General features: G+C 55.5%; 18 protein-coding genes and 1 pseudogene. 14 read left to right on the top strand and 5 right to left on the bottom strand.

The window, feature by feature from the left end; translation table 11 throughout:
* Positions 1-287 precede the first annotated feature (287 nt).
* A complete protein-coding gene (locus VKV57_14830) occupies positions 288-1397 on the bottom strand; it encodes a mandelate racemase/muconate lactonizing enzyme family protein (protein HLW61175.1) in 1110 nt (369 codons plus the stop codon).
* 244 nt (positions 1398-1641) lie between these two features.
* On the bottom strand, positions 1642-2403 hold the full coding sequence (locus VKV57_14825) for an SDR family NAD(P)-dependent oxidoreductase (protein HLW61174.1): 762 nt from the start codon (positions 2401-2403) through the stop codon (positions 1642-1644).
* Between the two features lie 2288 nt (positions 2404-4691).
* On the opposite strand from VKV57_14825, the gene VKV57_14820 reads away from it, so the two are divergent.
* The 4 genes from VKV57_14820 (at position 4692) to VKV57_14805 (ending at position 8728) form a co-directional block, all read left to right on the top strand.
* A complete protein-coding gene (locus tag VKV57_14820; GenBank protein HLW61173.1) occupies positions 4692-5744 on the top strand; it encodes an ABC transporter substrate-binding protein in 1053 nt (350 codons plus the stop codon).
* 481 nt (positions 5745-6225) lie between these two features.
* Positions 6226-7014, top strand: a complete 789-nt coding sequence (locus VKV57_14815) for an ABC transporter permease (protein ID HLW61172.1) — start codon at positions 6226-6228, stop codon at positions 7012-7014.
* Positions 6999-7877 (top strand): ABC transporter permease, encoded by an 879-nt coding sequence (locus VKV57_14810; protein ID HLW61171.1) that lies wholly within the window; start codon positions 6999-7001, stop codon positions 7875-7877. The genes VKV57_14815 and VKV57_14810 overlap by 16 nt, the downstream gene beginning before the upstream one ends.
* A gap of 98 nt (positions 7878-7975) precedes the next feature.
* Entirely contained in the window at positions 7976-8728 is a 753-nt protein-coding gene (locus VKV57_14805; GenBank protein ID HLW61170.1) for an ABC transporter ATP-binding protein, read from the top strand.
* Between the two features lie 1847 nt (positions 8729-10575).
* Here VKV57_14805 and VKV57_14800 read toward each other — a convergent pair.
* A complete protein-coding gene (locus VKV57_14800) occupies positions 10576-11772 on the bottom strand; it encodes a mandelate racemase/muconate lactonizing enzyme family protein (GenBank protein ID HLW61169.1) in 1197 nt (398 codons plus the stop codon).
* Positions 11773-13009: 1237 nt separating this feature from the next.
* On the opposite strand from VKV57_14800, the gene VKV57_14795 reads away from it, so the two are divergent.
* The 9 genes from VKV57_14795 to VKV57_14755 all read left to right on the top strand — a co-directional run bounded on the left by VKV57_14795 (position 13010) and on the right by VKV57_14755 (position 24466).
* The gene (locus tag VKV57_14795; GenBank protein ID HLW61168.1) at positions 13010-14002 is read left to right on the top strand and encodes a thiamine pyrophosphate-dependent dehydrogenase E1 component subunit alpha; all 993 of its coding nucleotides are present in this window, start codon (positions 13010-13012) and stop codon (positions 14000-14002) included.
* Positions 14003-14084: 82 nt separating this feature from the next.
* Complete coding sequence (locus VKV57_14790) at positions 14085-15008, top strand: alpha-ketoacid dehydrogenase subunit beta (GenBank protein HLW61167.1); 924 nt, start codon at positions 14085-14087, stop codon at positions 15006-15008.
* Between the two features lie 11 nt (positions 15009-15019).
* Positions 15020-16378, top strand: a complete 1359-nt coding sequence (locus VKV57_14785) for an adenylosuccinate lyase family protein (GenBank protein HLW61166.1) — start codon at positions 15020-15022, stop codon at positions 16376-16378.
* 200 nt (positions 16379-16578) lie between these two features.
* Positions 16579-17994, top strand: a complete 1416-nt coding sequence (locus tag VKV57_14780) for a sulfatase-like hydrolase/transferase (GenBank protein ID HLW61165.1) — start codon at positions 16579-16581, stop codon at positions 17992-17994.
* A 328-nt stretch (positions 17995-18322) separates the two neighbouring features.
* On the top strand, positions 18323-19861 hold the full coding sequence (locus VKV57_14775; GenBank protein ID HLW61164.1) for an ABC transporter substrate-binding protein: 1539 nt from the start codon (positions 18323-18325) through the stop codon (positions 19859-19861).
* A gap of 106 nt (positions 19862-19967) precedes the next feature.
* The gene (locus VKV57_14770) at positions 19968-20915 is read left to right on the top strand and encodes an ABC transporter permease (GenBank protein HLW61163.1); all 948 of its coding nucleotides are present in this window, start codon (positions 19968-19970) and stop codon (positions 20913-20915) included.
* A 92-nt stretch (positions 20916-21007) separates the two neighbouring features.
* On the top strand, positions 21008-21808 hold the full coding sequence (locus VKV57_14765) for an ABC transporter permease (protein ID HLW61162.1): 801 nt from the start codon (positions 21008-21010) through the stop codon (positions 21806-21808).
* The gene (locus VKV57_14760; GenBank protein HLW61161.1) at positions 21795-23708 is read left to right on the top strand and encodes an ABC transporter ATP-binding protein; all 1914 of its coding nucleotides are present in this window, start codon (positions 21795-21797) and stop codon (positions 23706-23708) included. The genes VKV57_14765 and VKV57_14760 overlap by 14 nt, the downstream gene beginning before the upstream one ends.
* Before the next feature lie 311 nt (positions 23709-24019).
* Complete coding sequence (locus tag VKV57_14755; protein HLW61160.1) at positions 24020-24466, top strand: VOC family protein; 447 nt, start codon at positions 24020-24022, stop codon at positions 24464-24466.
* A gap of 230 nt (positions 24467-24696) precedes the next feature.
* Here the strand turns inward: VKV57_14755 and istB are convergent, their stop codons facing one another.
* Both istB and VKV57_14745 read right to left on the bottom strand, forming a co-directional pair.
* Positions 24697-25473, bottom strand: coding sequence for an IS21-like element helper ATPase IstB (gene istB / locus VKV57_14750; GenBank protein ID HLW61159.1), 777 nt, complete (start codon positions 25471-25473; stop codon positions 24697-24699).
* Entirely contained in the window at positions 25466-25588 is a 123-nt protein-coding gene (locus VKV57_14745; GenBank protein HLW61158.1) for a hypothetical protein, read from the bottom strand. The genes istB and VKV57_14745 overlap by 8 nt, the downstream gene beginning before the upstream one ends.
* 1250 nt (positions 25589-26838) lie before the next feature.
* On the opposite strand from VKV57_14745, the pseudogene VKV57_14740 reads away from it, so the two are divergent.
* Positions 26839-26979, top strand: a pseudogene (locus VKV57_14740) (IS256 family transposase).

Below are 26979 nucleotides of genomic sequence, written 5' to 3'. Positions count from 1 at the left end.
ATCGTATGGCTCGATCGTCACCGGCAAGAGACGACTTCGGGCGTCCTTGGCGGCGTGACGCCCGCCGTCAGGTTCTACTACGCGACGGGCATGGATCCCGGGGATCTTTATGGGATGTCTCCACCTTCATGTGGTGTGTCGGAGATTAGGCGTGAGATGCCGCGTCTGGGCTTGTCTCCTCCGGCATCCACCCTGCCCCGAGCGAGTGTTGAATCCCGGGAAAATACCCAACTAGGGAAACCAACCCACAAGCCGGACCATGATTTCCCCACGCATAGGTGTAGATTTCATTTGCGGTGGGCTTCCACGACGGCAGCATTCAATCGCGCCCCCAGTCCAGGCGTATGGGGAATCCGCATGGCACCTTCCTTACTTGTCCGCTCTTGCGGTTCGAGGAGCTCGGCGCGCCACGACACTTCCGCTGTAGCAAATTCCAGCCAGACGGCATTTGACATTGTCGCTAAGATATGCGCGCTTACTAACGTACTAATGGGGCCGCTAGGATTGTGCGGAGCTATGCCTATCCCCGCTATGCTCGCTGCATGTCCAATTTCAAGCATGGACCCTACACCGCCACAATGTTTAACATCAGGCAACAAATAATCGACAAGGTGTTCGCGCAACAATGGCCAATATGAGCGTGCTTGGTGCAATTGCTCGCCTGTGGCGAGGGGGATATCCGCACGAGTTCGAACAAGCCGAAGTCCATCGAGGTCATCACACATGACGGGATCCTCAAGCCAAGCTAAGCGCAATGGTTTCAGAGCAGTCGCAACTTGCAACGCTAAAAGTCCGTCAAATCTATAGAGGCAGTCTACCATTAGTTCCACTTCGGTTCCGATCGCATCACGAACAGCACTTGCGCGTTCAATCCCCAGAGCTATCTTTGCCCAAGCTCCTGGCTCCCGACAGCTGGTGAATTCAACGCCATCAAAAGGGCTACACTTGATTGCCCGAAAGCCCGCATGTACCGCCCGCTTGGCGCTTGCAGCGAATCCGTCCGGACTACGATCAACCGTCCCACGGTTGATGTTAGCATACACACTTACTTCGGGATGATGGCTACCGCCCAAGAGCTCCGCCAATGGGAGCCCTGCAACTTGCCCAGCGACGTCCCATAAGGCTTGCTCGATACCACTCAAAGCTACAGCAGCAAAATGATCGTGCGCCGAAGCCCGCAATTCCTCGACGATTGAGGGGATATTTTCGATTTTGCGATTTTGGAGTACTCGGCCAAACTCATAGACGCAAGCAGACGTCGCCTGATCATTGGTGCTCTGAGAAGCCTCGCCAAGGCCCACCATTCCATTCGCCGTATGTAACAGTACTATGAGCCAATCGCCACGCTGACCGACTTTCAGGATGATTGCTTCAGCCGACGAAATCTGGGTCGACACTTATTGCTCCTTGTGCAGTAGGGCGTGACCGTCAGGGGAAGCGGTCCAAAACCTCAGGGTCGTGACCGAGTAGGATAGTGGCTGCGCCCCAAGCAGAGCACGTCAACTGAATAGGTTGGCACAGCATGTTGCCCCCTTCAGAATAACCCCGATTCTTCGTTATCGCGTTCTGACCGTGTATTCAAGTGCACATTTAACGATCTCGGCGGGAGATCAAGGAACCTAGCAAATTATGGATGGATTCTCAGAATGCTGTCTTCCCTCCGTCGACAATTACATTTGTGCCCGTCATGAAGCTGCCCTCTTCCGAAGCCAGCAGCACCGCCGCCCCCGCTACCTCATTGGGCTGTCCCACCCGACCCAGGGGAATAGGGTCGGTTCGCATAGCCCGGAACTCCATGTTAGCAAGTAAGTTTCGATTTATGTCGGTTTCTATAGTGCCAGGGGAAATGGCATTTACGCGAATCCCTAATGAGGCCAGCTCAATAGCCATACAGCGTGTCAGCATAATCACGCCGCCCTTCGCAGCGCAGTAATGAGTCTGCTCACGAGTAGCGATCAAACCACCGATAGAGGCGATGTTGATGATGCTACCACCTTTACCTCGCCGTGCCATGTCTTTTGCGACCCACTGACATGTTACGAAGTAGGCTCTTAGGTTAATGGCGTGCACGCTGTCCCAATCTTCAAGCGTCAGACCGAAAAATGGCTTGCGATGGATAATGGCGGCTGCGTTAACTAACACATCGATCGGGCCAAGTGTCGCAGTTACCTTTTCAAACGCGGCCTCAACCCGGTCCGGCTGACCAATATCCACTTGTATCCCCAAAGATCGGCGGCCCCCCGCATCAACGAGGGCCAAAGTCTCATTGGCAGGTTTGATATCGAGGACCGCCACATCCGCCCCCTCTCTAGCGAATGCCACCGCTATCGCTCGGCCAATACCATTACTGGCCGCTCCTGTAAGCGCGGCTATCTTTCCTGTCAATCGCATTTCTGAATGCACCTCCCTCCCTAATCGGTTCGCCGCATATTCAGGCCTATGAACTCGGCTTTGCGCTCCAAGTATTAATTCCTGCACCTTTCTCTCAGTATCCTGCGGCCGCTACAATCGAATATTTTTGCAGTTGCTACGAGTATTGGAGCATTCAATCGCTTGCCCATCCTAACGACCAAGCTCAATTCTTTTCGGCCCAATCGAAATCCGAAACTAGGCTTGAAGTCACCTTGAGCGCCTTCGGCTGCACGGGGGGCTCAACGGGTAAACACCATCCGAATGGCTGCGCGGAACTCCTTCAGCTTAGTTGTCACAGATGAATCCTAAACCTCATTTATTTGACGCGAACAGCGCGATTGGAATAAAATCATACCCGACTAATTCTTTGACACTCGATGTAACATGATCAAGGTGACGACCCAATTCACTAGGGCAGGCCTCCTGGAAAATCCCTCCTCGCGATGCGAGCGCAGATTAGGAGTTCATTCGAATTCACTACGAAGCTATAGGAGGGCGTTTTATCGGACCATCCATGTGCTGGTCCAGCGTTCGCGACAGGGAAATCCAGAACCCCCCGTTATGACTGCTAGACAAGTTAAAGATGGCTCCCGTCCCACGAGCGATTTGTGAGATTGCTCCTCGAAGCACTATATCCCTTTGAAGCGATATGTCCAACAGGTCGACCTTGAGTGAAAGCAGTAAGAATAGTACCAATAACCAACATTACGAATCCACGCGCAGGTCGGCGGGCGAGCGGGTGGATGAACCAAATCAGCGAGCTCTAGACCAATGCACGTCATATAAAGCGATTTCACTCGTCCATCAAGAAAGGAGTAGTTTCTTGTGGAAGTGGTAGCGGGAATTCACCGAATCGAAACCACTACCTCAGATGGGCGATTGCTATGTTGCTATCTCATATCCGGTGATATCTGCGTATTAGTCGACGCTGGTGAAGCAAGAACGCCAGTGGAGGCAATCTGGCCCTATCTTGCTTCCCGCGGGATTGACCTTAATACGATACGCTTGATATTTATCACACATGCTGATACGGATCACTTTGGTGGTACGAGTGCTGTACTCGAGCGAACCTCCGCGCTAGTAGCAGCGCACGAACCAGATGCCGCATGGGTCTCAGATCCCCAGCGGGTACTTACAGAGCGCTATGGGCAACTCAAGCCATCGCACAATATTTCTTACGACTCGCTAACCGAGCAACGTTTGCGTGGACAATTGGGCGCCCGGGTGCCTGTTTCTTTGTGGCTCGGGGAGGGCTGTTCCCTGGGAGTGGGACCAGATCGACAGTTACATGTCTTGCATCTCCCGGGACATACGCTCGGCCATTTGGGGCTATACGACACGGTGTCGGGTGTTGCACTGATAGGAGACGCTGCGCTTGGTGACGGTTTGCGTAACCGCGATGGGCGGGTCGTAATTCCCCCGTCCTATTATGCCCCCTCACAATACCTACAGACTCTAGCCAAACTTGAAAAACTGTCCCCGCGAGTTGTTCTAACCGGTCACCTCCCGATCCTGTCGGGAGAAGCAATTGCAGAATTACTTGCTGTCAGCCGAGGCTTCGTCCTCCGTGTGGAGGAAGCCGTCGCGACTGCCATAATGCGGAAGTCCGGGCCATGGACTCTCCTAAGTATTTCTGAAGAACTGCGCGAGTCCCTAGGACCGTGGCCTCCAAGCTGCCTTCCTGGATTTGCACGTTCAGTTCTTGGACACTTGCATGAGTTTGAGACAAGAGGGGAAATCGTTCGGGAAGAAGGGCGAACTCGCCCTCAGGCTTGGCGTCATCATTTATGAGAACAATGAACGCACCCGCACACGTGGACGCTACCGAAGGCCAGGCCTGGTCTTGGCTAGTCTTGATATAAGCGGTCGTCTAAGTGCTGCAGAGATCGCTCGAAAAGTTCGACCAGGTTTTGAGGACTTTCAATGAGCCGCAGCAAAATGAGTATGCAGTTCTTCGTGGTAAGCGAACCGCGCCGGCGTTCCACCAGTGTTGAAAAATCACAGTATCTCCCTTGGCCGGAGACGCTTCTCTCCTATTCAGTAAATGCCCGAGTTCCAAATATAACGCCTACCAGATGTGTAGAATCAGGGAAGGTGCCTCGAACTAAGGGCATCCCAGCGCAGGCGTTCCATGGGTATCATAAGCATCCAAATTGGGATTTGAACGGTTAGCAGACTAGGAGGAACTCAACTCCCACGAAACGAATCCTCGCACCGTAAAGATGGTCTTCCGAATCGGCAGGGGTACTGTCGCTTGGAACAAAGGGGGGGGGCGGTAGATGAAGTCACGAATTTTAGCTCTTGCGCTATGGTTTATCATGATGCCGACGCTTGCCATTAGCATGATGATGGGACAGACAAACAACGCTCTCGCCCAACTCTCCGTAAACCGATTAGTGGTCGCCTGGGGTGAGAATCCTAACCCCACTGCAATTCTCAAAGAGGAAGGCTGGCTTGAGCAGGCATTCGGCAAAGTGCCGGTGACCTGGAAGCCGATGGCCTCAGGTCACGATATGATTACGGCCATAGCATCGCATTCCATAGATCTCGCCTGTGAAGTGGGATCTCCTCCCGCGGCGCTTTCAGCGGCCCAAGGGATTCCCATTAGAATCATCTGGATAAACGAGAATGCTGCAGAGGCCCTGGCTGTAAATCCACAACGCATCAAAGCATTCGCGGATCTCCCAGGCAAGAAAATTGGGACCATAGTGGGGTCTACGATGTATTTCTCACTAGTGGCCGCCCTCAGAGCCAACAAGATCGCGCTCAAGGATGTTCAAGTTCTCGATGGTCCCCAACAGGATATCGCTGCGGCATATAAGCGGGGGGACCTTGATGGTGTCTACCTTTCCAACCCTTGGCTGACTCAGGTTCAGGACTCTGGGGCGAAAATTCTAATAACTAGCGATCAAGTAGCTGAGCGTTACCATTTAGGCACATTTGATTCGTGCGTTGGCGCAGATTCCTGGCTAAAGACTCATAAGGACGCAGCTATGAAATTTGTGCAGGGCATGGATCGTGCCACTCACTTTTTGTATGATCAACCGCAGCCGGCGTATGCGGCCTTAGCAAAGGCACTCAATATTTCTGTAGAGCAGGCGAAGATACAGGCAACCCTGGGCTCACATCCAACAGCAGCGCAACAGTCAAAAGCAGCTTGGTTGGGTACCCCATCCACTGTGGGGAAGTCTGGCGTGACATCTGCAATGAAACTAACAGTAGATTTTGCTGTGGAATTGGGAAGGCTGAGCAAAGCTCAATTGGCACCCAATTGGAATCCAGCTGCTGTTGGTGACCCTACTTTTGTAAATGAAGTTGCAGGGGTGCGATGATTAGAAAAGCCCGAATGTGTCAGCGATCCACATCACTTTTTTGTGGTGGATCGCAATAGGGTGAGCCCATCTCCTTCCGGTTTAGAATGATAAGAAAAGCGAAGGCGAGGGCACGAGGATTGTGTGTCGGAGGATTGGGCTGATCTTCAGGTGTGCCTGGGGAGTGGGTTGCCAGCCTAATTCGTGGTTTTGCGAAATGACTTTCCCCCGATCGCGGACTTTGAAGGTGCTTGCTCGTGTTCAAGCTAACTTGCCTATTGTTAAAAGACCCCAACCCCGCCGCGCTCAGTCATGATCTTACACCTCTCACGTAGCCGTTCTAGTCAAACCCCGAGTCTCGCACGACCTCTTGCCTTTGCGACATGAGTAGAATGTGCGATTTCTTCGCTGTGCCCGTTTGGCATCGCTACGAAAGGGACGGGTGAGTGAGCCGCCTGTTTCACACATGCAGGCCCGAGAGCTACCGAGGAGGTAATTTGGTGTGAGCGGGAGCATCCGGCTCTCGACAATATGGCCGAGAGTTGCTTCCAATTCCCTCATCATTGTTGGCTTCATCGCTGTGTGGCAGATACTGGTCGCGACTTTGAAACTGCCCACAGCTCTTTTCCCATCGCCCTATGCTGTTTGGATTGCTCTCGTACAGTTAGCCGCTGTGGGCTTCAGCAATACTCCACTTTCTACTCACATACTGGTGAGTATGGTCCGTATATTGAGTGGGTATCTCTTGGGTTTCGTAGTAGGAGTCCCCTTCGGGTTCCTCATGGGCTACTCTCCCGTCATGCAACGCGCAATTACGCCTTTCATCGCTCTCATGAGACCGCTGCCTGCGTTTGCATACGTCGCAGTCCTCATAGTTTGGTTTGGGATAGGCGAAATCGCGAAAGTTCTAATCGTGTTTGTGGGCGCCTCAACAATTCTAGCGCTCAGCACAACGGATGGAGTACTACGAGTACCTCCTGTGTATCGCGACGCCGGTCGGGCACTTGGAGCTAATTGGATGCAAGTATTGATCAACATCACGCTACCCGCCGCTCTACCCCAGATTCTTGACGGAGCCCGGGTCGCATTGGCGCAATCCTGGACTTGCGTAATAGCGGCCGAATTTGTCGCGGCGTCTGCGGGCATCGGAGTCATAGTTCTCCAATCTGCAGACTACATGAGAACCGATCAGACGGTGGCGGGATTAATATTGCTAGGAATCATAGGCGGTGTTACTGATAGGCTTCTTGCCATTGCGCAACATCCCGTAGCAGCATGGAGAATTCGATAATGGGGGATCAATTTTCTGATTCCTTTGACCAGAAGGCTCAAACCCGAAGGCACCTGACAACTTTGGAACAAACTCTGAGACGTCTTGTCACTACTCTTGGACCAACGCTCTCAAGCTTGCTTGCTCTCCTGGGGGTGTGGTGGTTTTTAACCTCGCGAGGACTCGTACCGCCTGAGACTCTTCCGTCTCCTGGTCTTGTATACTACACCGCCTTCACGTTACTTGGGCAACCGTATGGCCCGGATACGTTACTGGGCCACGCTTCGATCACATGTTTTCGTGTCTTAGCAGGATTTGGACTAGGAGTAGCGTGTGGACTGCTTTTTGGGATTCTCTTGAAATTTCTACCGCGGGTTCATGTGCTTGTTGATCCTCTGTTTTCTTTTCTCCGACCCATTCCTGCATTTGCATTCATTACGCTGCTACTCCTGACCCTTGGCGTGGGCGAGGGATCAAAGATCGCTCTCCTCTTCATCGCGGTCTTCCCGGCTATGACGATCTACACTGACGCTGCGATGAACGCGCTACCTATTGAACTGGAGGAATCTGCGCGTATGCTGGGGTCTCGTGGGGCCGGGCTATTTGTCCATGTGCGTTTTCCCGCGGCGCTTCCTGATCTGCTAGCGGGGTCTCGTGTCCTGCTGGCAGTGTCGTGGACCGCGATGATGGGCGCAGAACTAGTTGCTGCCGAGAGTGGCCTCGGTTGGATGATATGGAGCGCACTCAAACATAGTAGGACGGATGTCGTGTTTGTTGGCGTCATCATGATCGCCGTCATCGCAGCCCTGATGGATTACTGTATTGTTTTAGGGTCAGAGGCGTTAACAGGGGGCTGGCGCGCTCATGTGAGAGGACAGTGGTGACCAATAGCCTGAGGCAAGGCATTCCTGTTGAGATCGAGTCTGTCGCGAAGCAGTTTCGTGTTCGCGGTCAAGAACTTCCTGCACTGATCGATGTCTCCATGTCCATTAGACCTGGCCAATTTGTTAGTTTAGTAGGCCCTTCCGGTTGTGGGAAGTCAACGTTGCTCCGCCTGGTCGCTGGGCTTGACTCCCCATCGTCCGGACAGATCAGGGTAAATGACATACCGGTGGTCGGTCCGAGCCAGACATGCGGAGTGGTGTTTCAACGTCCGGCGTTGTTCCCATGGTTTGATGTCACTGGCAACGTTACGTTCGGTCCGAGGATGCAACGTCGAGACAGACGCGAGACCCAAAGACTTGCGAAAGCCTACCTAGAGGCTGTGGGTTTGCAAGGATTCGAGCACCATAAGGTATACGAGCTGTCAGGCGGTATGCAGCACAGAGTCGCGTTGGCTCGTGTGTTGATAAATCGCCCGACACTTCTCTTGATGGACGAGCCATTTGGGGCTCTCGATGCTCAAACGCGTTTGATTATGCAGGAACTCTTACTCCATATATGGGAGGCAGACAGGTCCACGGTCCTCTTCATTACGCACGATGTTGACGAGGCTTTGCTCCTCTCCGACAGGGTTGTTTTAATGACCGCTCGCCCGGGCCGAATCAAGGCAGACTATCAAGTAAATCTTCCCCGCCCTCGTAGTTTGTCCCTCATTACGTCAGCGGAGTTTGTAACATCGAAAGCCGAAATACTTCACTCGATAAGAGAAGAGATTTTGAAAACCAGTGATATTGAGCAACGATTTCTGCTCGGAGCGCCTCCGAGGCCGAATGAGACACTAGAACTCCCTTAGTAGATTTGCCTCTGTTCCCCTGAAGATCATCGCGGTGGCGTCACCCGTTCATGCTCACGGCGCCACGCGAGTGGTCTTCATCGCCATCCCCACGTCCCTCGTTCATGGTGTCGCCGCAGGGCGGTTCGATGACGAGAGTCGTTGTCCTGCCTCGCCCGATCGGACGGCGTGGGCCGCTCCGAACTTGCTTCGGTTTCCTCTCGCGTTGATCGTCCGCGCGAGCGGACCTAGACTCGAGGCGCTGATGGGTAAGGCCGAACCTATTCGTGGAATCGGAGCCAGCGGCTACCGGCGGGGCACTTCGTCTGCATCCCAAAGGGCAGTGTCCATACCTTTCACACCAAGGGAAGCGGAGTCAGCCGATTGCTGGAGATTGTGGCACCGTCCGGTGATTTGAAGGCTTTGTCGAGAGATCCGGACCATGTTGCGGCCATATTCAAACAGACCCCGCTTCGGGTGGCTGGCAGTGGCACTGATATTTCAGCGACCAAAGCAGGCTTTGGGTAGTCATGAGGGCGACCACTGGGTCGCAACAGATCGCGCGGCACTTGCTAACGTCTTGCAAACGCGCGGTTTGACACGGGGCATCACGGAATGTCACTCGGTGGCAATCCGTACGGTCAAGAGCCGCACAGGATCGTATTCGGCGACACATGACGGTACTGAGCGACAATCATATGTGCGGGCTTTTAACCCGGGCGTCGCGGGTTCGAGTCCTGCACGGTCCACCACGGAAAACCGCACAGGACACGGCTCACAGAAGAGACTGTCTCGAGAGGGTGCCCTCCCGGATCCCCGTTCTGCAAACGCCTGCAAACGCGCGGTCCTTCCGTTGCTGAACTCGCTCCGGGGTCTGACTCTCCAACAGTCGGCCCTTGTCGTCTCGAAGGCTGCCTGCGTCATCTTCCTATGCTCCCGCAACCGTGAGTCCGGAGGTGACTTCTCACCTGGGAGGGAGGGATGAATTCAATCAGAAGACTTTGGGATTCTTGAAACGGCACACTGGCTAGAGCGAGAGATAGAGACCGTTTCGACAGCAACATGCCAGTCAATTCGTTCCCCCGCTGGACTAATTCGACGGACTGCTGTCAAGAACTCCAACTGGTTCCTTGGGTCGGCGGCGACCCGGTGTTCGTTTCCAGTCCGTTTGGGACGCCGGTGCAGAACCGCACCGCGCCCAGTTGCTCGAGGTGGCTAACGGGGTAGGAACCCGGGCGTCACCACTGCGCCGGGCGTCATCCGATCGTCACGACTTGTTGCTGATCGTCATCGGCAGCATAGGGCCCGTCGTTTTCGGCGTCAGGCGTGACGCCCGTGACGCTCGCGTCCGGGTTAGTCGCCAAAATGCCTCCCACCGTGTTTCTGTGGCCACGATGTCAACAAAAGCTGGTCCCCTTCTGTCGAGAACCCTCCAAGGTGCGGCAGGACCGACCATGCCCAACGCCCTGAGGATGACCCCTCCATGCTCCTTCACGGCCTTCCCAGCCACCGCTCCAACGCGGGTGTCAGGGGAAGCAGTTCTTGCGCTGAACCTGGGTCCCCTTGCCATAAGAGTACTATGGGGGTATATTTGCCTGATCCGTATCTCGTAGCTATTCCCCCCTATCCCCACCGTGGTTCTTAATTCCTCCCAGTATCAGCGGGCATAGACCCGGGGGATCTCTATGGGATGTCTCCACCTTTATGCGGTTGTGCATGCGTTCTTGTCGCTCTTGTGGGCGGGTACAGTACGCCCTCCATCGAGACGTCCCTTTATGAGGTGTTTTCATATTTTTGAGGGCTTTCGCCCGGGGGGCGAAGGCTTCGTGGCCCCGACGCCTTCCCGGATGGAATCGTGATGCCTCAGGTCAAGCAACACGAAAATGTTGAACGAGATCCTCCGGAAGGTCTATGCCCAGACCTGGTGCGGTGGGGAAGCCGATGGCGCCGTTGACGACGGTAAAGCCGCAATCCTGAATCGCCTTGCGAAGAGGCGAGCTGTAGATCTCAGCAGGCGTGTACTCAAAAATAGGTGTGATGGGAGACATGGCAGAAAAATGCACTGTTGCAGCGCCCAATACTTGGGTGCCCCACCCGCCAGGGATAACGAGCACTCCTCGCGGTAGCGCCATTTCAAGCACCCGCCTGGCTTCGGTGAATCCACCGACAGTTGTGATATAGGGTTGAACCACCTGAATGCCACCAACATCCATTAGCGCGAGGAACTCCCAACGAGAGACTGTATGCTCGCCTGCGGCAATTCGAACTCGGCATTTAGAAGTGAGCCGTGCGTAGGCATTCAGGGACTCGGGAGGAAAGGGGGTTTCAAAGAAAAACAACCCGAACTCCCCGAGACGATCGATAACCTCAAGGGCCATGCCGACATCGTTCCAGAGGCATCCAACATCAACACACAGAATTCCCTGAGGCCCTAATGCTTCGCGCGCTCTGCGGGTCAGTTCTATAATGGTCTCGGGCGTCGATCGCATGGGCTCGATCTTTATCCCTCTGAAGCCCAAGTCGCGCAGATAAACCAATTTATCAATCTGCTGTGTCAAGACGCTATCTCTGTCCCAATCGCGCGAGATGATTGTGCAGTACGGAACAACTTCACGCTTTTCTTCCACATCCCGCAACACCTGATGGCTGGCACGCTCTGCCCCACCCAACAACTGGTACACCGGTCGTTTGAGCACCTTACCGAAGATATCCCAAATGGCAACGTCGATTGCACCGATACAAATGAGTTCCCATCCCCGACGATTGCTGTGTAAGACGGTGTTGTACAAGTGAGCCCAGAGACGCTCGGGGGGTATGGGATCCTCACCCATGAGATGGCGGCCGAGGAACGAATTCGGTCCATCGAGGACAGACTTGGCAACACCGGGCGGCACGGAAAAAATTTCTGAGATACCCGTGATGCCTTCGTCCGTATGGATGCGGACAAACGGCAGTCCTTGAATTCGGACTCCCCATGCCCCGGGGGATGGCATGGAAAAGACCTCCTCGCCTGCGATTGGGGGAGGGTCACCAAGTACAAAAACTTCGATCTTCGTTATCTTCATATCTTGCTCCAGCGACCTGGGCTCACTTTAGTCATAGTTATTGTCCCTAGCATCGCGTCTGTCTCGCCCGCCTCCCCCGTCCAATTGGGCATGCGCGACTTGCGGCTCTGGGACCGGAAGCGCAGCCGTGGACTCTCCTACAAGTAGTTCCGCTCCCTGGAGAACTATGTGTCGGGTTGGGGGGGCGTGGCCTGTTAGGACTCCGATTAGAAGGTCAGCTGCCTGCCGGCCCATGGCTTCGAGAGGCATACGCACTGTTGTGATTGTCGGACCCACCTGTTCAGCAGCTAGGATCTCATGGAATCCCACAATCGAGATATCCGCTGGCACTGCCAAGCCGGCGCCCTTTACGGCACGTAGCGCACCCAACGCAGCAACGATGTTGGCGACAAAAACGGCGGTGGGGTGGGGGTCGGAACAGAGCAGTCGCTGCATGGCCGCGAAACCGGAATTGTACCGAAAACCTCCTTCGACGACCATCTCCTCGTTTTGGCTGGTGGTGTGGAGTGCACGGCGATAACCTTCTAAGCGTCGTTGTGCTGTGTCTGTCCTGAGTGCTCCAGTGATATGTGCGATCCGCCTATGGCCCAGAGCAATGAGATATTCTACTCCCAATTGGGCTCCAGTGGCGTCGTCTGTTGTGACCGAGAAGGCGGCGTCCTGCGTTCGACGATTGACTAGCACGCACGGGAGGTTGAGTGTTTTCAGTGTGGTCGTGAGATCGTCTTCGTGCCGGGCGGTGGCTATCAGCACTCCGTCTACCCGTTTTTCCGCCACAGATCGAATCGCGTCGATCTCGCGTTCGGTGACATCGCCCGTATTGCAGATGAAAAGATTGTACCCATATGCCAGGGTTGCTTGTTCAGCCCCTCTGATTATCGTCGCGTAAATGGGATTCGTGATATCTGGAATGAGCATGGCAAGGGTCTTAGTCCGTTGCAGGCGGAGCCCGCGAGCCAGCCCGTTCGGTTGGTAGTCAAGTCCTCGAGCTGCATCAAGGATGCGCGTACGAGTCGCAGCCCGGACTGACAACCTTGGGTCCTGATTCAAAACACGGGATACAACCGATGGATCCACTCGGGCTAATCGGGCAACGTCCCGAAGCGTAGATTTACGCAAACGCTTGTTCTGCACAGTCGTCATCATCATTATATATTTGGTCTACACTTCGCATACTCCTTTAGTTTCTCAAATTTCCTTATCACCCAGCGGATTGGCAGGAGGAAGTTTCGCTAGCATGCGGAATTCAAGTACGCAAACGTTTGTCGAGGATGTTCGAATGCCGCCCAAACCAACTTTGACCGACTTGTACCGTACAATGGTTCTCGTCCGTCGCTTCGAGGAACGCTGCGAGACGCTGTATGCGCGCGGGGAAATCTACGGGTCGTTGCATCTTTGCATCGGGCAGGAGGGCACCGCGGCCGGCGCCTGCGCCGCGCTCCTGGCGGATGATCGCATTGTGTGCACCTACCGTGGACACGGGGCCGCTCTCGCGAAGGGCGTGTCAACCCGGGCGTGCATGGCAGAACTTTACGGTCGGCAAGCAGGTTGTTGTCGAGGCCGCGGAGGCTCGATGCACTTCACAGACGTCGGCGTGGGCCATCTTGGGGCCAAGTCGATCGTCGCGGCAGGGCCACCAATTGCAGTGGGCGCAGCTCTCGCGGCCCGCCTCGAGGGGAGTAAGCATGTTGTGCTCACATTCTTTGGAGAGGGAGCCACAAATCAGGGCGTTTTCCACGAGGCCCTAAACCTCGCCACGGTGTGGAATGTTCCCTGCATCTTCTTCTGTGAGAACAACCAATACGCTGAGATGACGCCGTTCACGAAGACGACCCGCGTGCCTGTTGCGCAGCGGGGCGCCTCCCACGGCGTTCCTGGTGTCGTCGTCGACGGCAATGACGTCGAGGCCGTGTATCTGGTGACCGCTGAGGCCGTAACTCGTACGCGGCAGGGAGGTGGGCCGATCCTTATCGAGGCGCAAACCTACCGATTTTGCGGGCACATGTACGGGGATACTGGATCCTATCGACCGATCGGGGAGCTCGAAATCTGGCGGAAACGTGATCCCCTCGTGATCGCCCGACAGCGGCTGTTATCGCAAGGCGCGCCGGAGATTGAGATCTATGCTATAGAGGCGGCAGTGGAAGTGGAAATCGATGATGCCGTTATGTTCGCACGACAGAGTCCCGAACCAGCGCCGGAGGAGGTTATGGTCGGTGTCTACGCCTAGCGCGCGCGCTCCGCACCCCCCGGATACGGCGGTTCGAACAATAACATACGCCGAAGCCATAAACGAAGGTTTGCGGGAAGCAATGCGCCGCGATCCTATGATCGTCCTCCTCGGTGAAGACATAGGCCACCACGGTGGCGTCTACACCGTAACCCGAGGGCTTCTTGAAGAGTTTGGTGTAGAGCGTGTGCGCGACACGCCGATATCAGAAGCTGGATTCCTGGGCGCGGCGCTGGGCCTTGCCCAGTGTGGCTTTCGCCCTATCGTGGAACTGATGTTCGTCGATTTTGCATTTGTCGCGGCCGATATGCTCTTCAATCAAATCCCTAAACTACGATATATATCTGGTAATCGTACAAATATCCCAATTATCGTCCGGACGCAACAGGGGAGTGGAGGCGGGAAAGGCTCGCAGCATTCGCAATGTTTGGAAACATTTTTCTGCCACACGCCTGGCTGGCGGGTCGTGGTGCCCGCGACTCCAGCCGATGCCAAGGGGTTGTTATTGCAGGCCGCGCAGGAAGCAGACCCGGTTGTGTTCCTCGAACACAAGGCACTATATTTTACTAAGGGCCCGGTCTCCGCAGGGGTTTATACCGTCCCATTCGGCTACGCTCGAATCCTTCGTGGCGGTGGGCACGTAACCCTGGTCACCTACTCGCGGACCTTCATTCCGGCTCTGGAAGCCGCCGAACAAGTTGCGGCAGATGGCATCGAGACCGAGGTAATCGAACTACGCACGCTGAACCCACTCGACCTAGACACGCTTCTAGCGAGTGTGAGGAAAACTGGGCGCGTTGTGATTGCTCACGAGGCGGTGCGTACTGGCGGATTTGGGTCCGAATTGGCCGCGCTTATCGGTGAGCATGCCTTCTTCGACCTAGACGCTCCGATCCGTCGGGTGGCGGGTCTCGATGTACCTCTCCCCTTCAGCCGACCTCTAGAGGTCGCAGCGCTCCCCTCCGCTACTACCATCGCGGCGGCCCTTCGCGCCGTAATGAATTGACTGGCGATCAGATGAGTCACTTGCTAGATTCGCGTATCTACCGGGACATGTTTGGGACCACCGAGATGCGCGACATCTTTACGGACCGGTCACTCGTTCAGACGTGGCTTGACGTTGAAGTCGCATTGGCGCGCGCGGGAGCTGTCGCAGACGTCATCCCCTTGTGGGCAGCAGAAGAGATCGCCTGCAAGGCCCGGATCGAGAGTATCGACTTCGAGGCGCTAGGACGGCAAACTGAAGTGGTCGGATATCCGATTCTCCCCCTGATCCGGATTCTCGCCGCGCAGTGTGAGAAGGGGGCTGGCGAGTATGTACATTGGGGGGCCACCACGCAAGATATTATGGATACAGCAGTGGTGTTGCAGTTGCGACGTGTCCATGGCATTCTTACCCGCGATCTTCAGTTCCTAATCGATATAGCGGCGGACCTTGCAAAGCGATACCGAGATACCCTCATGGCCGGCCGCACCCATGGGCAGCACGCGTTACCCATCACCTTTGGCTTTAAGGTCGCGGTATGGATCGCAGAACTGGCTCGGCATCGGGAGCGGTTGCAATCAATTGCGGCCCGCCTGTTTGTCGGGCAATTTGCTGGCGCAGCAGGCACGCTTGCGTCGCTGGGCGCCCAGGGCTTGGTAGTGCAGAGAGAAATGATGAGGGAACTCGGTCTTGGAGTGCCGAGTATCGCTTGGCATGTAGCACGAGACGTATTCGTGGAGTTCGTAACTCTGCTGGCGCTAATCTCCGGGACGATAGCAAAGATTGGTCAGGAAATTGCCCTCCTGCAGAAGACTGAGGTCAGTGAAGTAGAAGAGGGGTACGTGGAAGGCAGAGGTGGATCATCCACCATGCCACAAAAGCGCAATCCCATTACCTGTGAAGTGTTGATGGCGTTAGGTGCGATTGTAGCACACGATGCAGCGCTCATGTACACTGCAATGCACCCCGATCACGAACGTGCAACGGGACCTTGGCATGTGGAGTGGGAGGTTATTCCGGAGGCTTGTATCCTTGCTGGTGGGGCATTGCATCAAGCGATTGCACTACTGCGCAACCTCATCGTGCGGTCCGATCGCATGATCCTCAACCTAAATCTTACTAAAGGCCTTATCGGTTCGGAAGCAGTTCTGATGGCCCTTGCGCCTACTGTGGGGCGACAGCGAGCGCACGGCATTATCTACCGTGCCGCAATGACTGCTGTAGAGTCTGGTCGTTCCCTCGAGATGATCCTAGGAGACGATCAGGAAGTGAGAGCTCACCTGTCCCTGGAGCGGATCCGAATCGCACTCGACCCATCAACCTACAGCGGTCTCTCTGGAGAGTTCGTCGACCGGGTGCTAGCGACAGTTGGGCATTTGTCCAAGGGGTAAGGTGTTGCTCAAAATGAAGGGGCGCGGGGAAAGAAGGCTCGGAATGGATTTGAATGCAGCGTTTGGCGTAGTAGTGAAATCGATGTGTAATGCCGACGATCGGCCAACACACCTCACATCCCCACGCCGGACGGAAGACTCTCTTGGAGCTCTTTAGGCGCAGTCTTTAGTGGGGAGGAATAGCACGAAGAGGAGGTCTCATGGGTCAGGACCGACCGAACTTGCTCCTTATCATGTGCGATGAGCTTCGTTTTGACGCACTGGGTTGCTACGGCAATCCCGTCATTAAGACGCCTAACATCGACCGATTGGCAGCTGAGGGGGTATTGCTCGAGCACTACTTCTCGCAGAGTCCCGTTTGCCAACCGTCGAGGGCCACATTAGCCACTGGACGATACCCGCATGTTCATGGGGTGAGATGGAATTGGTATGATCTCGACGCCCGAGAGGTCACCCTACAAACGCTACTGAGTCAGTCTGAATATAGTACGTGGGCGGTCGGGAAGATGCACTTCGAACCCACCACGGAATCACACGGGTTTCAGAATAGGGTGTTTGTTGAAGGGAAGCTTTTCACCGGTGACGATGAATACCGACAGCACCTTTCCCGCATTGGGAAGCGTCAACTCTACTACCAGCATGTCAAGCGTTGGAACAACGACGATGATTTTGGGGCCGCTGTTTCCCCGCTGTCTGATGATGATTACATAGACACGTACATTGGACAGAATGCCGTACGCGTCCTAAGTCAGGTAACCGCGCCATTTTTTGTATGGGTCTCGTTCGTGAACCCGCATTTTCCATTTGATCCGCCTCAGCCATTTGCCACTATGTATGATCCAAAGATGATGCCGTTGCCCCAAGATTTTCATTTCAACCAGACCTCACGAATACCCGAGCAACGTGTCGCGTCGGCTAGCCGATCTTTCCATCAGCTTACCGAAGACCACATGCGAAAAATCATTGCCTATTACTACGGCACAATCAGCTTAGTCGATCGCGAAGTTGGCCGGATCATGGATTCTCTCAAGGATCGGGGTCTTCTAGACGAGACCGTGATTGTGTTCGCTAGCGATCATGGAGATCTTCTCGGCCACAGAGGGATGCTTTGGAAGGGACGCATGCTGTATGATCACTTGATCCGCGTCCCGATGATAGTTCGCTATCCGAAAGAATTAGCAAGTGGCAAGGTTGTTTCGCACCTGTGCCAGGTGACTGACGTTATGCCTACGTTTCTCGATTTCGCAGGTATCGTAATTCCAACGGGGGTTCAAGGCAGGAGCTTGAGATCTATTCTGAAACAAGAAGCAGTCCCGTGGCGGGACGCTGTTTTTAGCGAGGTAATGGATCTCAAGATGGTGCGCGATTTCCACTGGAAGCTGATCTTCTATCCGGGGAGGTCATACGGAGAGCTGTATCACATTGCTGTCGATCCCCTTGAGTTGAACAACCTGTATGACCATCCGGATTATGAACGCCGACGAAGCGCCCTGATCGAGAAACTGGCGAATCTACTTATTCAGACTGAGGATCCGCTGCCCTTGGCGCACCTACGGTCGGGCTACGCGGAGATTTCTGGAGTACACTCAACATTCGAACTCGGCCCTATTGGTTGATGAGTTAGTGGCAAACGCCGTGCGAAGGAGGCCATTCCCATGTTTAAGGTACTGCGGGTTGGCGCGACGTTACTTAATATCGAGCTCCGTCTCCCCGCTTCTTCTGGTACCGCGCACACCCGAAGCTTCGAAATAATGCCAGAGCTTCCCACACCCTCAACGAATTTCATTTACTCAAGTAGGGCCTTTGGTGCGCGATGAGGGCGGGACAAGCCGAACATAGGGGCTTTCCAAGTAAACACGGCTCTGTTAATCGGTGTTGTTGCTGAATGGATTGCGGAAGACGTAGGCGGTTGATGTAGGCGATTAGAGAGAGGGAGGGAGATTCATGACAATTTTGAGGCGCGCCCTGACGTTACTGCTAGTTCCCCTCTTGGTCCTTCCGATCTTTTCCTCGTCAGCTCCTGCCAGCCCTCCCGTTTCCTGTGTGAAATTTGGCGGCAACTTCCCGGGAGGTGAAAAGGTTACACTCGACCCGGCCAACCAACTTAGTGGTGAGAATGTTGTCTTGGTAGATGCGATCTACAACCGACTTTTAGACATGGACTCGAGCCTTCGAGTTCACCCTGAGTTAGCAGAATCTTGGCGATCAACCGCCGATGCCAAAGAGTGGACGTTCAATCTCCGCAGAGGCGTGAAGTTTAGCGATGGGAAGGAATTGGTTGCCGACGACGTAGTTTGGACATTCGAGCGCCTCCTAGATCCGGCAACTGGGTCCGAAGCTACGCCAAGCTTAGCTTTTCTCAAGAATAGCAGCATAACTGCTCTGGATAAGTATACAGTAAGATTTAAATTGGACCAGCCAGCAGTAGAATTTCCCAGTGCCATCACGACAAAGAATACGTGGATCGTTGAGAAGGGCGCGACGACAGAGACCATCAAGCTCAAGGGAGTTGGGACGGGTCCCTTCATTCCCGAGGGTTTCGCACCCGGCCAGCAAATTCACCGCTTGATCAGGAACCCCAATTATTGGGAGCACGGCTTACCAATGGCACAGTGCCTGGAGATCTATGAAATTCCTGATCCCACTACTCGGGATGCGGCGCTTCTGTCTGGCCAGATCGATGTATCAGAAGGTGTCGTCTTCAGCGCTATCGGGGCATTGGTAGCCGATAAGCGGATTAAGCTGGTGGAGTCCTCAGGTCCAGCTTACGTGATGTCGCTATCGATGTGGGTAGACACTCCACCCTTCAACGATGTGCGTGTTCGGCGAGCTTTGAAAATGATCGTGAACCGGAAGAAGATCCTGGACACTATCGTGTTGGGGCACGGCATCATTGGAGACGATAATCCGATCCCTCCCACGTCTACCGCCGCATGGCGGAAGAAACAACCTGGAGCGGATATAGACGGAGCTAAGCAGTTGCTAAATGAAGCGGGTTACGGACCATCGAAGCCGTTGAAGATCGATCTCTTTGCTGCGGAGATTCGACCAGGTGTCGTCGCGTTTGCACAGTTGTTTAAGGAGATGGCGTTGCAGGCGGGGGTCGAGGTAAACGTTATAGTTGGACCGTCTAGCGAGTGGGCTGATACTGTATGGCTCAAGCAACCATTTATTACCTCCACCTGGGCCTCTCGTCCTCCGGGTGACGCCCTTGCTCTTGCCTACCGTTCTACTTCGCCGATCAATGAGACTCATTGGAAGCGACCAGAGTACGATACCATCCTTGATCAAGCTAGTAAGACGGCTGATCCCACCCAGCGGCTCGCATTATACGGCAAAGCTGCAAGGATGCTCACTGAAGATGGAGGAGTCATCATGCCCGTCTTCGTCAATGTCGTCGCGGCGACGCGCGCGGCGTGCGACGGCTATGTCCCCCATGCCCAGGCAATTCGAGTGGATTTGCGAAAGATTCATTGCAATTGATATGCACAGTTCGGGAAATCGGATTGCGGGGTAGCAGTTGCCCCTACTTCCTGTGTTTTGCTCGTAGTTGTGGCATTAGCCAATTCCTACGACTATTGGAAAACCTATGATTCTCAAATTAATTTTGACACGAGTAGGAACCGCAGCGTTAACGTTGCTAGCGGTTTCAGCGGTGATTTTTGCCACCGTAGAAGTCCTACCCGGAGACGTTGCCGTGCGTGTTTTGGGACAAATGAGCTCTCCTGAGCAACGTAGGGTATTTCGAGACCGTCTTCACCTCGACGTACCTGCCCCTATCCGCTATGTTGAATGGCTCGAACGTGCGGTTCATGGAGACTTTGGCCGCTCTTTCGTAAATCAGCGCGACGTTGCTAGCGTCATTATGCCTCGGCTTCGGATAACTCTGCTGCTCTCTATTTATGCTTTCACACTCTATTTGCCCGTAACAATTGTCTTCGCAGTTCTCGGCGCGGTGTTCCATGGGCAAACCATTGACTTGCTTGTGTCCACTGCCACCTTACTTGCCTTTTCTCTTCCCGAGTTCGTGTTTGGTACTCTTCTCATTGTTATTTTTGTCCTCCATGTGCCTTGGTTTCCCGCCATGTCGCTGATCGACCAAGCTAAGAACCCGATCGAATTCCTGTGGATTGCCGCACTCCCCGCGATAACCTTAACTGTGCGAATGGCAGCATACCCGATCCGAATGTTGCGCGATAATTTAATCGAGGTACTGGACTCAGAGTACGTTCGTATGGCGGTTTTGAATGGTCTCCCGGCGCAAAAGATCCTACTTAGGCACATCTTACCCAATGCGCTCGGCCCTGCGCTTAACATCACAGCGCTCAATATGGCCTATGTCATTGGTGGGGTCGTGGTGGTAGAAAATCTTTTCGCGATCCCTGGCATCGGGAGCCTGCTTGTTGATTCGATTTCGCTGCGCGATGTCCCGGTGGTCGAAGCTGCTATCCTACTAGTGTCGCTCGTGTACATTCTGGGCAACTTAGTGGCTGATCTCGGCGCTGTGTTGTCAAACCCGCGAATAGGGGCGTTGTAGTGTCAAAGTCCAGGTCGGCTCTGGTTGTATCTCCTTCAATTCATGAACGAGCGACAACTCGGCAACGTCTGTTATCTAGTCTGTGGGTCGGCGTGGCAATCCTCTTGCTTTTCCTGGTTGGTGCACTCACAGGTCCTTTTTGGGCTCCGTACAGTCCGACACTCACGGGCTTGAACCCGCCCTTCTCGCATCCCACACCCCAGCATCTGTTCGGCACTGACTTGCTGGGCCGGGATGTACTCAGCCGGGTTGTGTACGGCGCTCGAGTAGATCTAGCCCTTGCTTTAATCAGCACGCTTTTCAGCGTCTTGATTGCCGGTCCTCTCGGTCTCTTCTGTGGCTACGTGGGGGGGTGGTTCGACGAAGCGTTGATGCGGATCTTTGACGTCCTTATTAGTATACCAGTTCTGATATTTGCACTCCTGATTATAACTGCCGCGGGTCCGGAACTGGGCGGGAGCGGGCTCCTACTAGTCGGGGTCGTCGTTCTCGTCTATGTACCCCGGATGACGCGAGTGATACGTGCGTCGGCCCTGGACTTGGCCACGCGTGACTTTGTGATCGTCGCACGAGCACGTGGTGAATCAATTTGGTCGATCATCGTTCGTGAACTTGCGCCGAACGTGTCCGGAATTCTGCTCGTCGAATTTGGAGTGAGAGCTGGCTATGCACCGATTTTGATCGGCTCTTTGGGGTTCCTTGGATTCGGTGCCAAACCGCCATCCCCAGAATGGGGATTGATGATTAGTGAGAACCGCATAGGGTTTGCCGCCGCACCTGAGGTAGTGCTGGCTCCAGCGTGTGCGCTGGCACTCCTTGTGATTGGACTAAATTCATTAGCTGATGGCCTAGCCCGAATCTTGGGGAGGAATACCTCACGTGGGCCTCTTTGAGGCGTCAAGGGGGGGAGCGATTTCGACCCACGGATCGCAGACACTTCTAGCCGTCGAGGGGTTGACCGTAGATTTCCTACGGGACAGGGTATGGTGGAATGTCGTCAATCACGTCTCGTTCGTAGTGCGTCGGGGGGAAGCCTATGGCTTGGTAGGTGAATCAGGTTGCGGGAAGTCCACTACCGCCTATTGCCTACTGGGGTATCATCGGCCGAGTAGCCGAGTCCGGGCAGGTAAGGTGCAATTTCTCGGGCGTGACATCCTGTCGCTTCAAGACCGAGCGTTACAGCGGATACGAGGTAAGGATATTAGCATAGTTCCACAAAACCCGGCAACGGCGCTAAGCCCAGGACTGCGAGTGGGCGATCAGATATGCGAGCTCATGAAAGCCCATGCTCGTGGGGCTTCCCGGAAAGAGAGGCATGAGCGAGCGCTTGAGCTATTTGCGCAGACTAGACTCCCCCAACCCAAGAGCATTGCGCAACGCTTTCCACACGAACTTAGCGGTGGACAACAGCAACGCGTGATGATTGCGATGGCCTTGGCTTGTGATCCTCAACTAGTCGTGCTTGATGAGCCGACTACAGGGCTCGATGTAACCACGCAAGCACAGATAGTGGAGCTACTGATCCGTCTTCGGTCTGAGCATCAGTTATCAATGGTATACGTCACCCATAACCTCGCCGTTCTTTCTATGATCTGTGACCGGGTGGGCGTTATGTATGCAGGAGAACTCGTGGAAGAATCATCGACTGACGAGCTATTCCGCCATCCTCGTCATCCTTATACACAAGGCCTGATCGCCTCTCTGCCACTTATCGACGGTGCTCGACCGCAGAAAAGAATCCTGTTGCGTGGTATTCTCCAACGCGAGTCGTTGCCAGTTGGTTGCCGGTTCGCTCCTCGCTGCGAGTATGCCGAAGGACGCTGTTACAGCGACGCTCAAGCTTTGGATGGAATCACCAGTGAGCATCGGGTCGCGTGTTGTCGTTGGAAGGTAATAACCAGCAGTGTAAGTGTGCCTAAGACCGTTGATACTGACGCGTGTGTGTCGACTGTTTCTAAAGCAGATCCGGTGCTTGAGGTGACAGGGCTGAACTGCAGCTATGGCCGGCATCCAATCATCTCGTTGGCGCAGCGGGAGATGAGTCTTGTGGTCCGAAACGTGTCTTTCGAGTTGCGGGCTGGTGAGACGCTGGCCTTGGTGGGCGAATCCGGGAGTGGTAAGTCAACGATAGCCCGCGCTTGCGTTGGTTTAGTCCCCCCCTTGAGTGGCATTCTGAAGTTCGAAGGGAAGAGGTTACCTGCAACAGTTGCGGGGAGGTCTCTGGCGCTACTCCGTAAAATGCAGTTAGTGCTACAGAATCCGGATGCATCTCTTAATCCACGCCGCTGCATAGAGGATATCATTGGCCGCCCCTTAACGTTATATTTTAAATCGCGTGGCGGCTCCTACCGGAAAAGGGTAGCGCGTTTACTGGAAGACGTTCGCCTGCCGACGTCCTACGCGAGACGGTTCCCGGATGAATTATCGGGCGGGGAGCGCCAGCGTGTGGCTATCGCCAGAGCACTAGCGGCTGAACCGACAGTTCTCTTGTGCGATGAGGTCCTTTCTGCACTTGATGTGTCCGTGCAAGCGGACATCCTTGATCTGCTTCGAACTCTACAGGCTGAACGAGGGATTTCGTATCTATTCATCTCTCACGATATGGCAGTCGTGCGTTCCTTAGCCCACCGCATCGCGGTACTGTACCATGGCGAATTGTGTGATGTTGGACAGACGGAGGAAGTATTCTCACCCCCCTTTCACCCATACACTCAAGCCCTGCTTGCTGCCGTTCCAAGAGTTGACGTGGATCCCCTTCCCACGGCTGGAGATGCCACGCGGGACACAGTGTAATCCGATTGGATATGCGATGACCCTCAGGCAACGGGCGCGCGAGACCCATGCAATGAGACGTATCTATGCTCGGAGGTGGCGGAATCGAGCGGGCCTGGCCGCTAGAGGGGTTGCACGGAATGGTCCGCTGAGATCGCTGCCAGACGACTCTGGCGGCTGATGGGCAACTTAGAGTGGTAGCGTTGCTCATTGGGCTCGTTCCCAGGACGGGGGGAGCGAATGCACTCAGGCAATTGACTTATCTGGTCAAACGACGGATGGTCTGATTTGAGCGTTGCTACGTTGCGGTGCTTCAACGAGGGGGAAATTCCGTGAGAGTCACTGGTATCCACCACACGAGCTTCACTGTATCTAATATCGAGCGCTCTCTTGATTTCTATGAAAGGCTCCTGGGGTGCGAGGTTCTTTGGCGTAGGGAGATCACTGAGGAGTACTTCCGTGACATCGTGGGCTTTCCGCAGTGCAAAGTCATCGCAGTTCACTTACACATTCCCGGTTCGACTCACATCTTGGAGCTCTTCGAATACGTTACCCCGAGAGGTGCATCAGCTGATATGCGTACAAACAATCCTGGTAGTGCACATATTGCTCTTTCGGTAAAGGATTTGCCAGCATTGTACAAAGAGCTAGCCTCGAAGGGTGTTCATTTCCGTTCAGCCCCAGTCAAGATTTTCGCTGGGCCGAATAGAGGTGGTTGCAGCGTGTACGCGTTAGACCCCGATGGAATCACCGTCGAGCTCTTCCAACTACCCAACTGAGTCATCCGGATTTCGCATCGAGCTAGGATCAAAAGGTGTGTAAATTCAAGCGGCGTACCCTTTCCAAGGGATCACACACCGGAACCTCCCTGACCGGGGAGGGGAAAGGAGTACGCCGATGCCAGGGTACCACCACGCTACCAGCGGTCCAGCGACGCCATCTGTCAACGATGCCTGAAATCTGACCCTCCTCCGATGATCGAAAATTGACCCACCCCCCTTGGTACTGTCTACGCCGGGGCGACCGGCTGCTTGAGCACGCCCGCCTTCTGCTTCTCCTTCAGGCGATACGATTCACCCTTGATGTTGATCGTCATGCTGTGGTGCAGGAGGCGATCGAGGCTCGCAGTGGCGATGATCGGGTCGCCGAAGATCTCGCCCCACTGCCCAAACCCGCGGTTACTGGTGAGAATCATCGCCCCGCGTTCGTACCGACGGGAGATGAGCTGGAAGAACAGATGGGCGGCATGCCGGTCGATGGGGACATAGCCAATCTCGTCAATGACGAGGAGCCGCGGGATGACATAGAATTTCAGCTTGTCCTCCAGCCGATTCTCCGCATAGGCCTTGGTCAGGGCCGTGAGGAGGGTCGTGGCCGCCGCGAAGTAGGTCCGGATCCCCCGGTGGACGGCTTTGAGCGCCAAGGCCACGGCCAGGTGGGTCTTGCCGGTGCCCGGGGGGCCGAGCAGGATGAGATTCTCCGCATGCTCGATGAACCGTCCCGTCGCGAGTTCGTGGATCTTTTTCTTGTCGATGGACGGCTGGAAGCTGAAATCGAAGGCCTCGAGCGTCTTCACATAGGGGAACCGGGCCATCGCCGTGTGCATCGCCACTTGGCGCTCGACCTTGCTGGCGACTTCTTCCGCCAGGCAGCGGTCGAGGAAGGCCGCATAGGTGAGATCCTGCTGGCTGGCCTCCTGCAGGAGCGTGTCGACGCGCTCCTGGAGCTTCGTGAGCCGCAGGCGGCGCAGCGAGTCGGCGATCCGGGCGAGCTCGATATCAGGCATGGACCTCCTCCTCGAGCTGCGCATACACGGCCAGATCCCGGACCTCGACATCCGGGAGCGGCGCCAGCCGCCAGGCTGCGGGCGTGCTCAAGCCGCTGAGGAGGGCCAGGGCCATGCGTGTGCGCGTCGTCGACGCGCACCTGATGTCGGCCAGCCTGCTGGGCATGGGCCGCGATGAGCTGCCCGTCCCGATAGATGCGCACGGTGGCGGCGGGCCCCGGGAGGACATCGACCTCCTGACCGATGTACTGGGCCGGGACCGAGTATCGATTCGTGTCCACCGTGACCAGGCCATCGAGGGCCACGCGCCGGCGCCACGCGGCCGGGAGGAGGTAGCGCGGCTGCGTCCCCCAGGGCCGCAAGGCCGCCCCATCGGCTGGCCAGCGATCACAGGGCCGCTCGTGAAGCGTCCCAGGCACCCGCTGATTGGCGACGGTCTCCAGCCAGGTCCACAGGGCGTCATTGGCGGCCGCGAGCGACGGAAACGTGCGGCCGAGGAGGAAGCTGTGTTTGATGTACTTGATGGCGGCTTCCACTTTGCCTTTCGTGCGCGCCCGATACGCCGGCAGAGCTGCGGCCGGAGGCCGTAGTAGCGGGCGAAGTCCCAGAAGCGCGGATTCCACTCGATGTGGGTCCCGGCCGCGTCCCGCCGCAGCACAATGGTCTTCGGATTATCGTACAGAATCTCGGTCGGGAGGCCGCTGAACCAGTCGAAGGCATGTTCATGACACATCAACAGCGTAGCGAGAGTCTGATCGAGGGTGAGCTCGGCATACAGGCGACGGGAATAGCTGGAGACCATCGTAAACAGCTGGAGACGCGGCGGCCCAGAGGCCACAACGTCGCGGGTGCTGCTCCAATCTGCTTGCCACTGCACCCCGGGGGCGGTCTCGAACCGCACGGTGGCCAGCGCCGCCTGCTGCCAGGTGGTGCGTAAGGGACGGACGGCGCGCTTCACCATCTCGTACTGGCCAGCGTAGCCGCGATCCCATAACTCAAGGTACAGCCGCCAGGCATTGTAGCCCACGACCGGGGCGCGCTCGGCCAGGTACGCTCGATACGCATCTACTAAAGAAGGACGCGGCGCGCGGGGCCCATACTGCGGCGGGGTGGGGCTCCGCAAGGCCTGGCGAACGGTGTTCCGGGATAGGTCAAGACCGCGGGCGATCTGCCGGATACTCTGTCCCTGATGCTGCAAGGATCGGATCTGCGTCCAAGTGGCATAGGGGAGCACGGTGGCACCTCTCCAGTCGGTGATGGTGACTGGAGAGACCGGTTCCTTCGACATCTCCCACCTCCTCTGCTCTGGGGGGGTGGGTCAGTTTTCAATCATCGATCAGGGTCAGTTTACCGCAATCGCTAACAGCCATCCGCGCCCTGCTGCCGGAGCTGTATCTGCAAGGGCTGGCCACCGGCGACTTTGAGCCGGCCCTGCGCGGCCTCCTCGGAGAGGCCGCGCCCCTGAGCCCGACCTCGATCGTGCGGTTGAAGGAACGCTGGCAGCAG

The organism is bacterium (assembly GCA_035307765.1).
GTDB lineage: Bacteria > Sysuimicrobiota > Sysuimicrobiia > Sysuimicrobiales > Segetimicrobiaceae > Segetimicrobium.
Note: the sequence above shows the minus strand (reverse complement) of the source record. Positions and strands in the feature narration are given on the sequence as shown.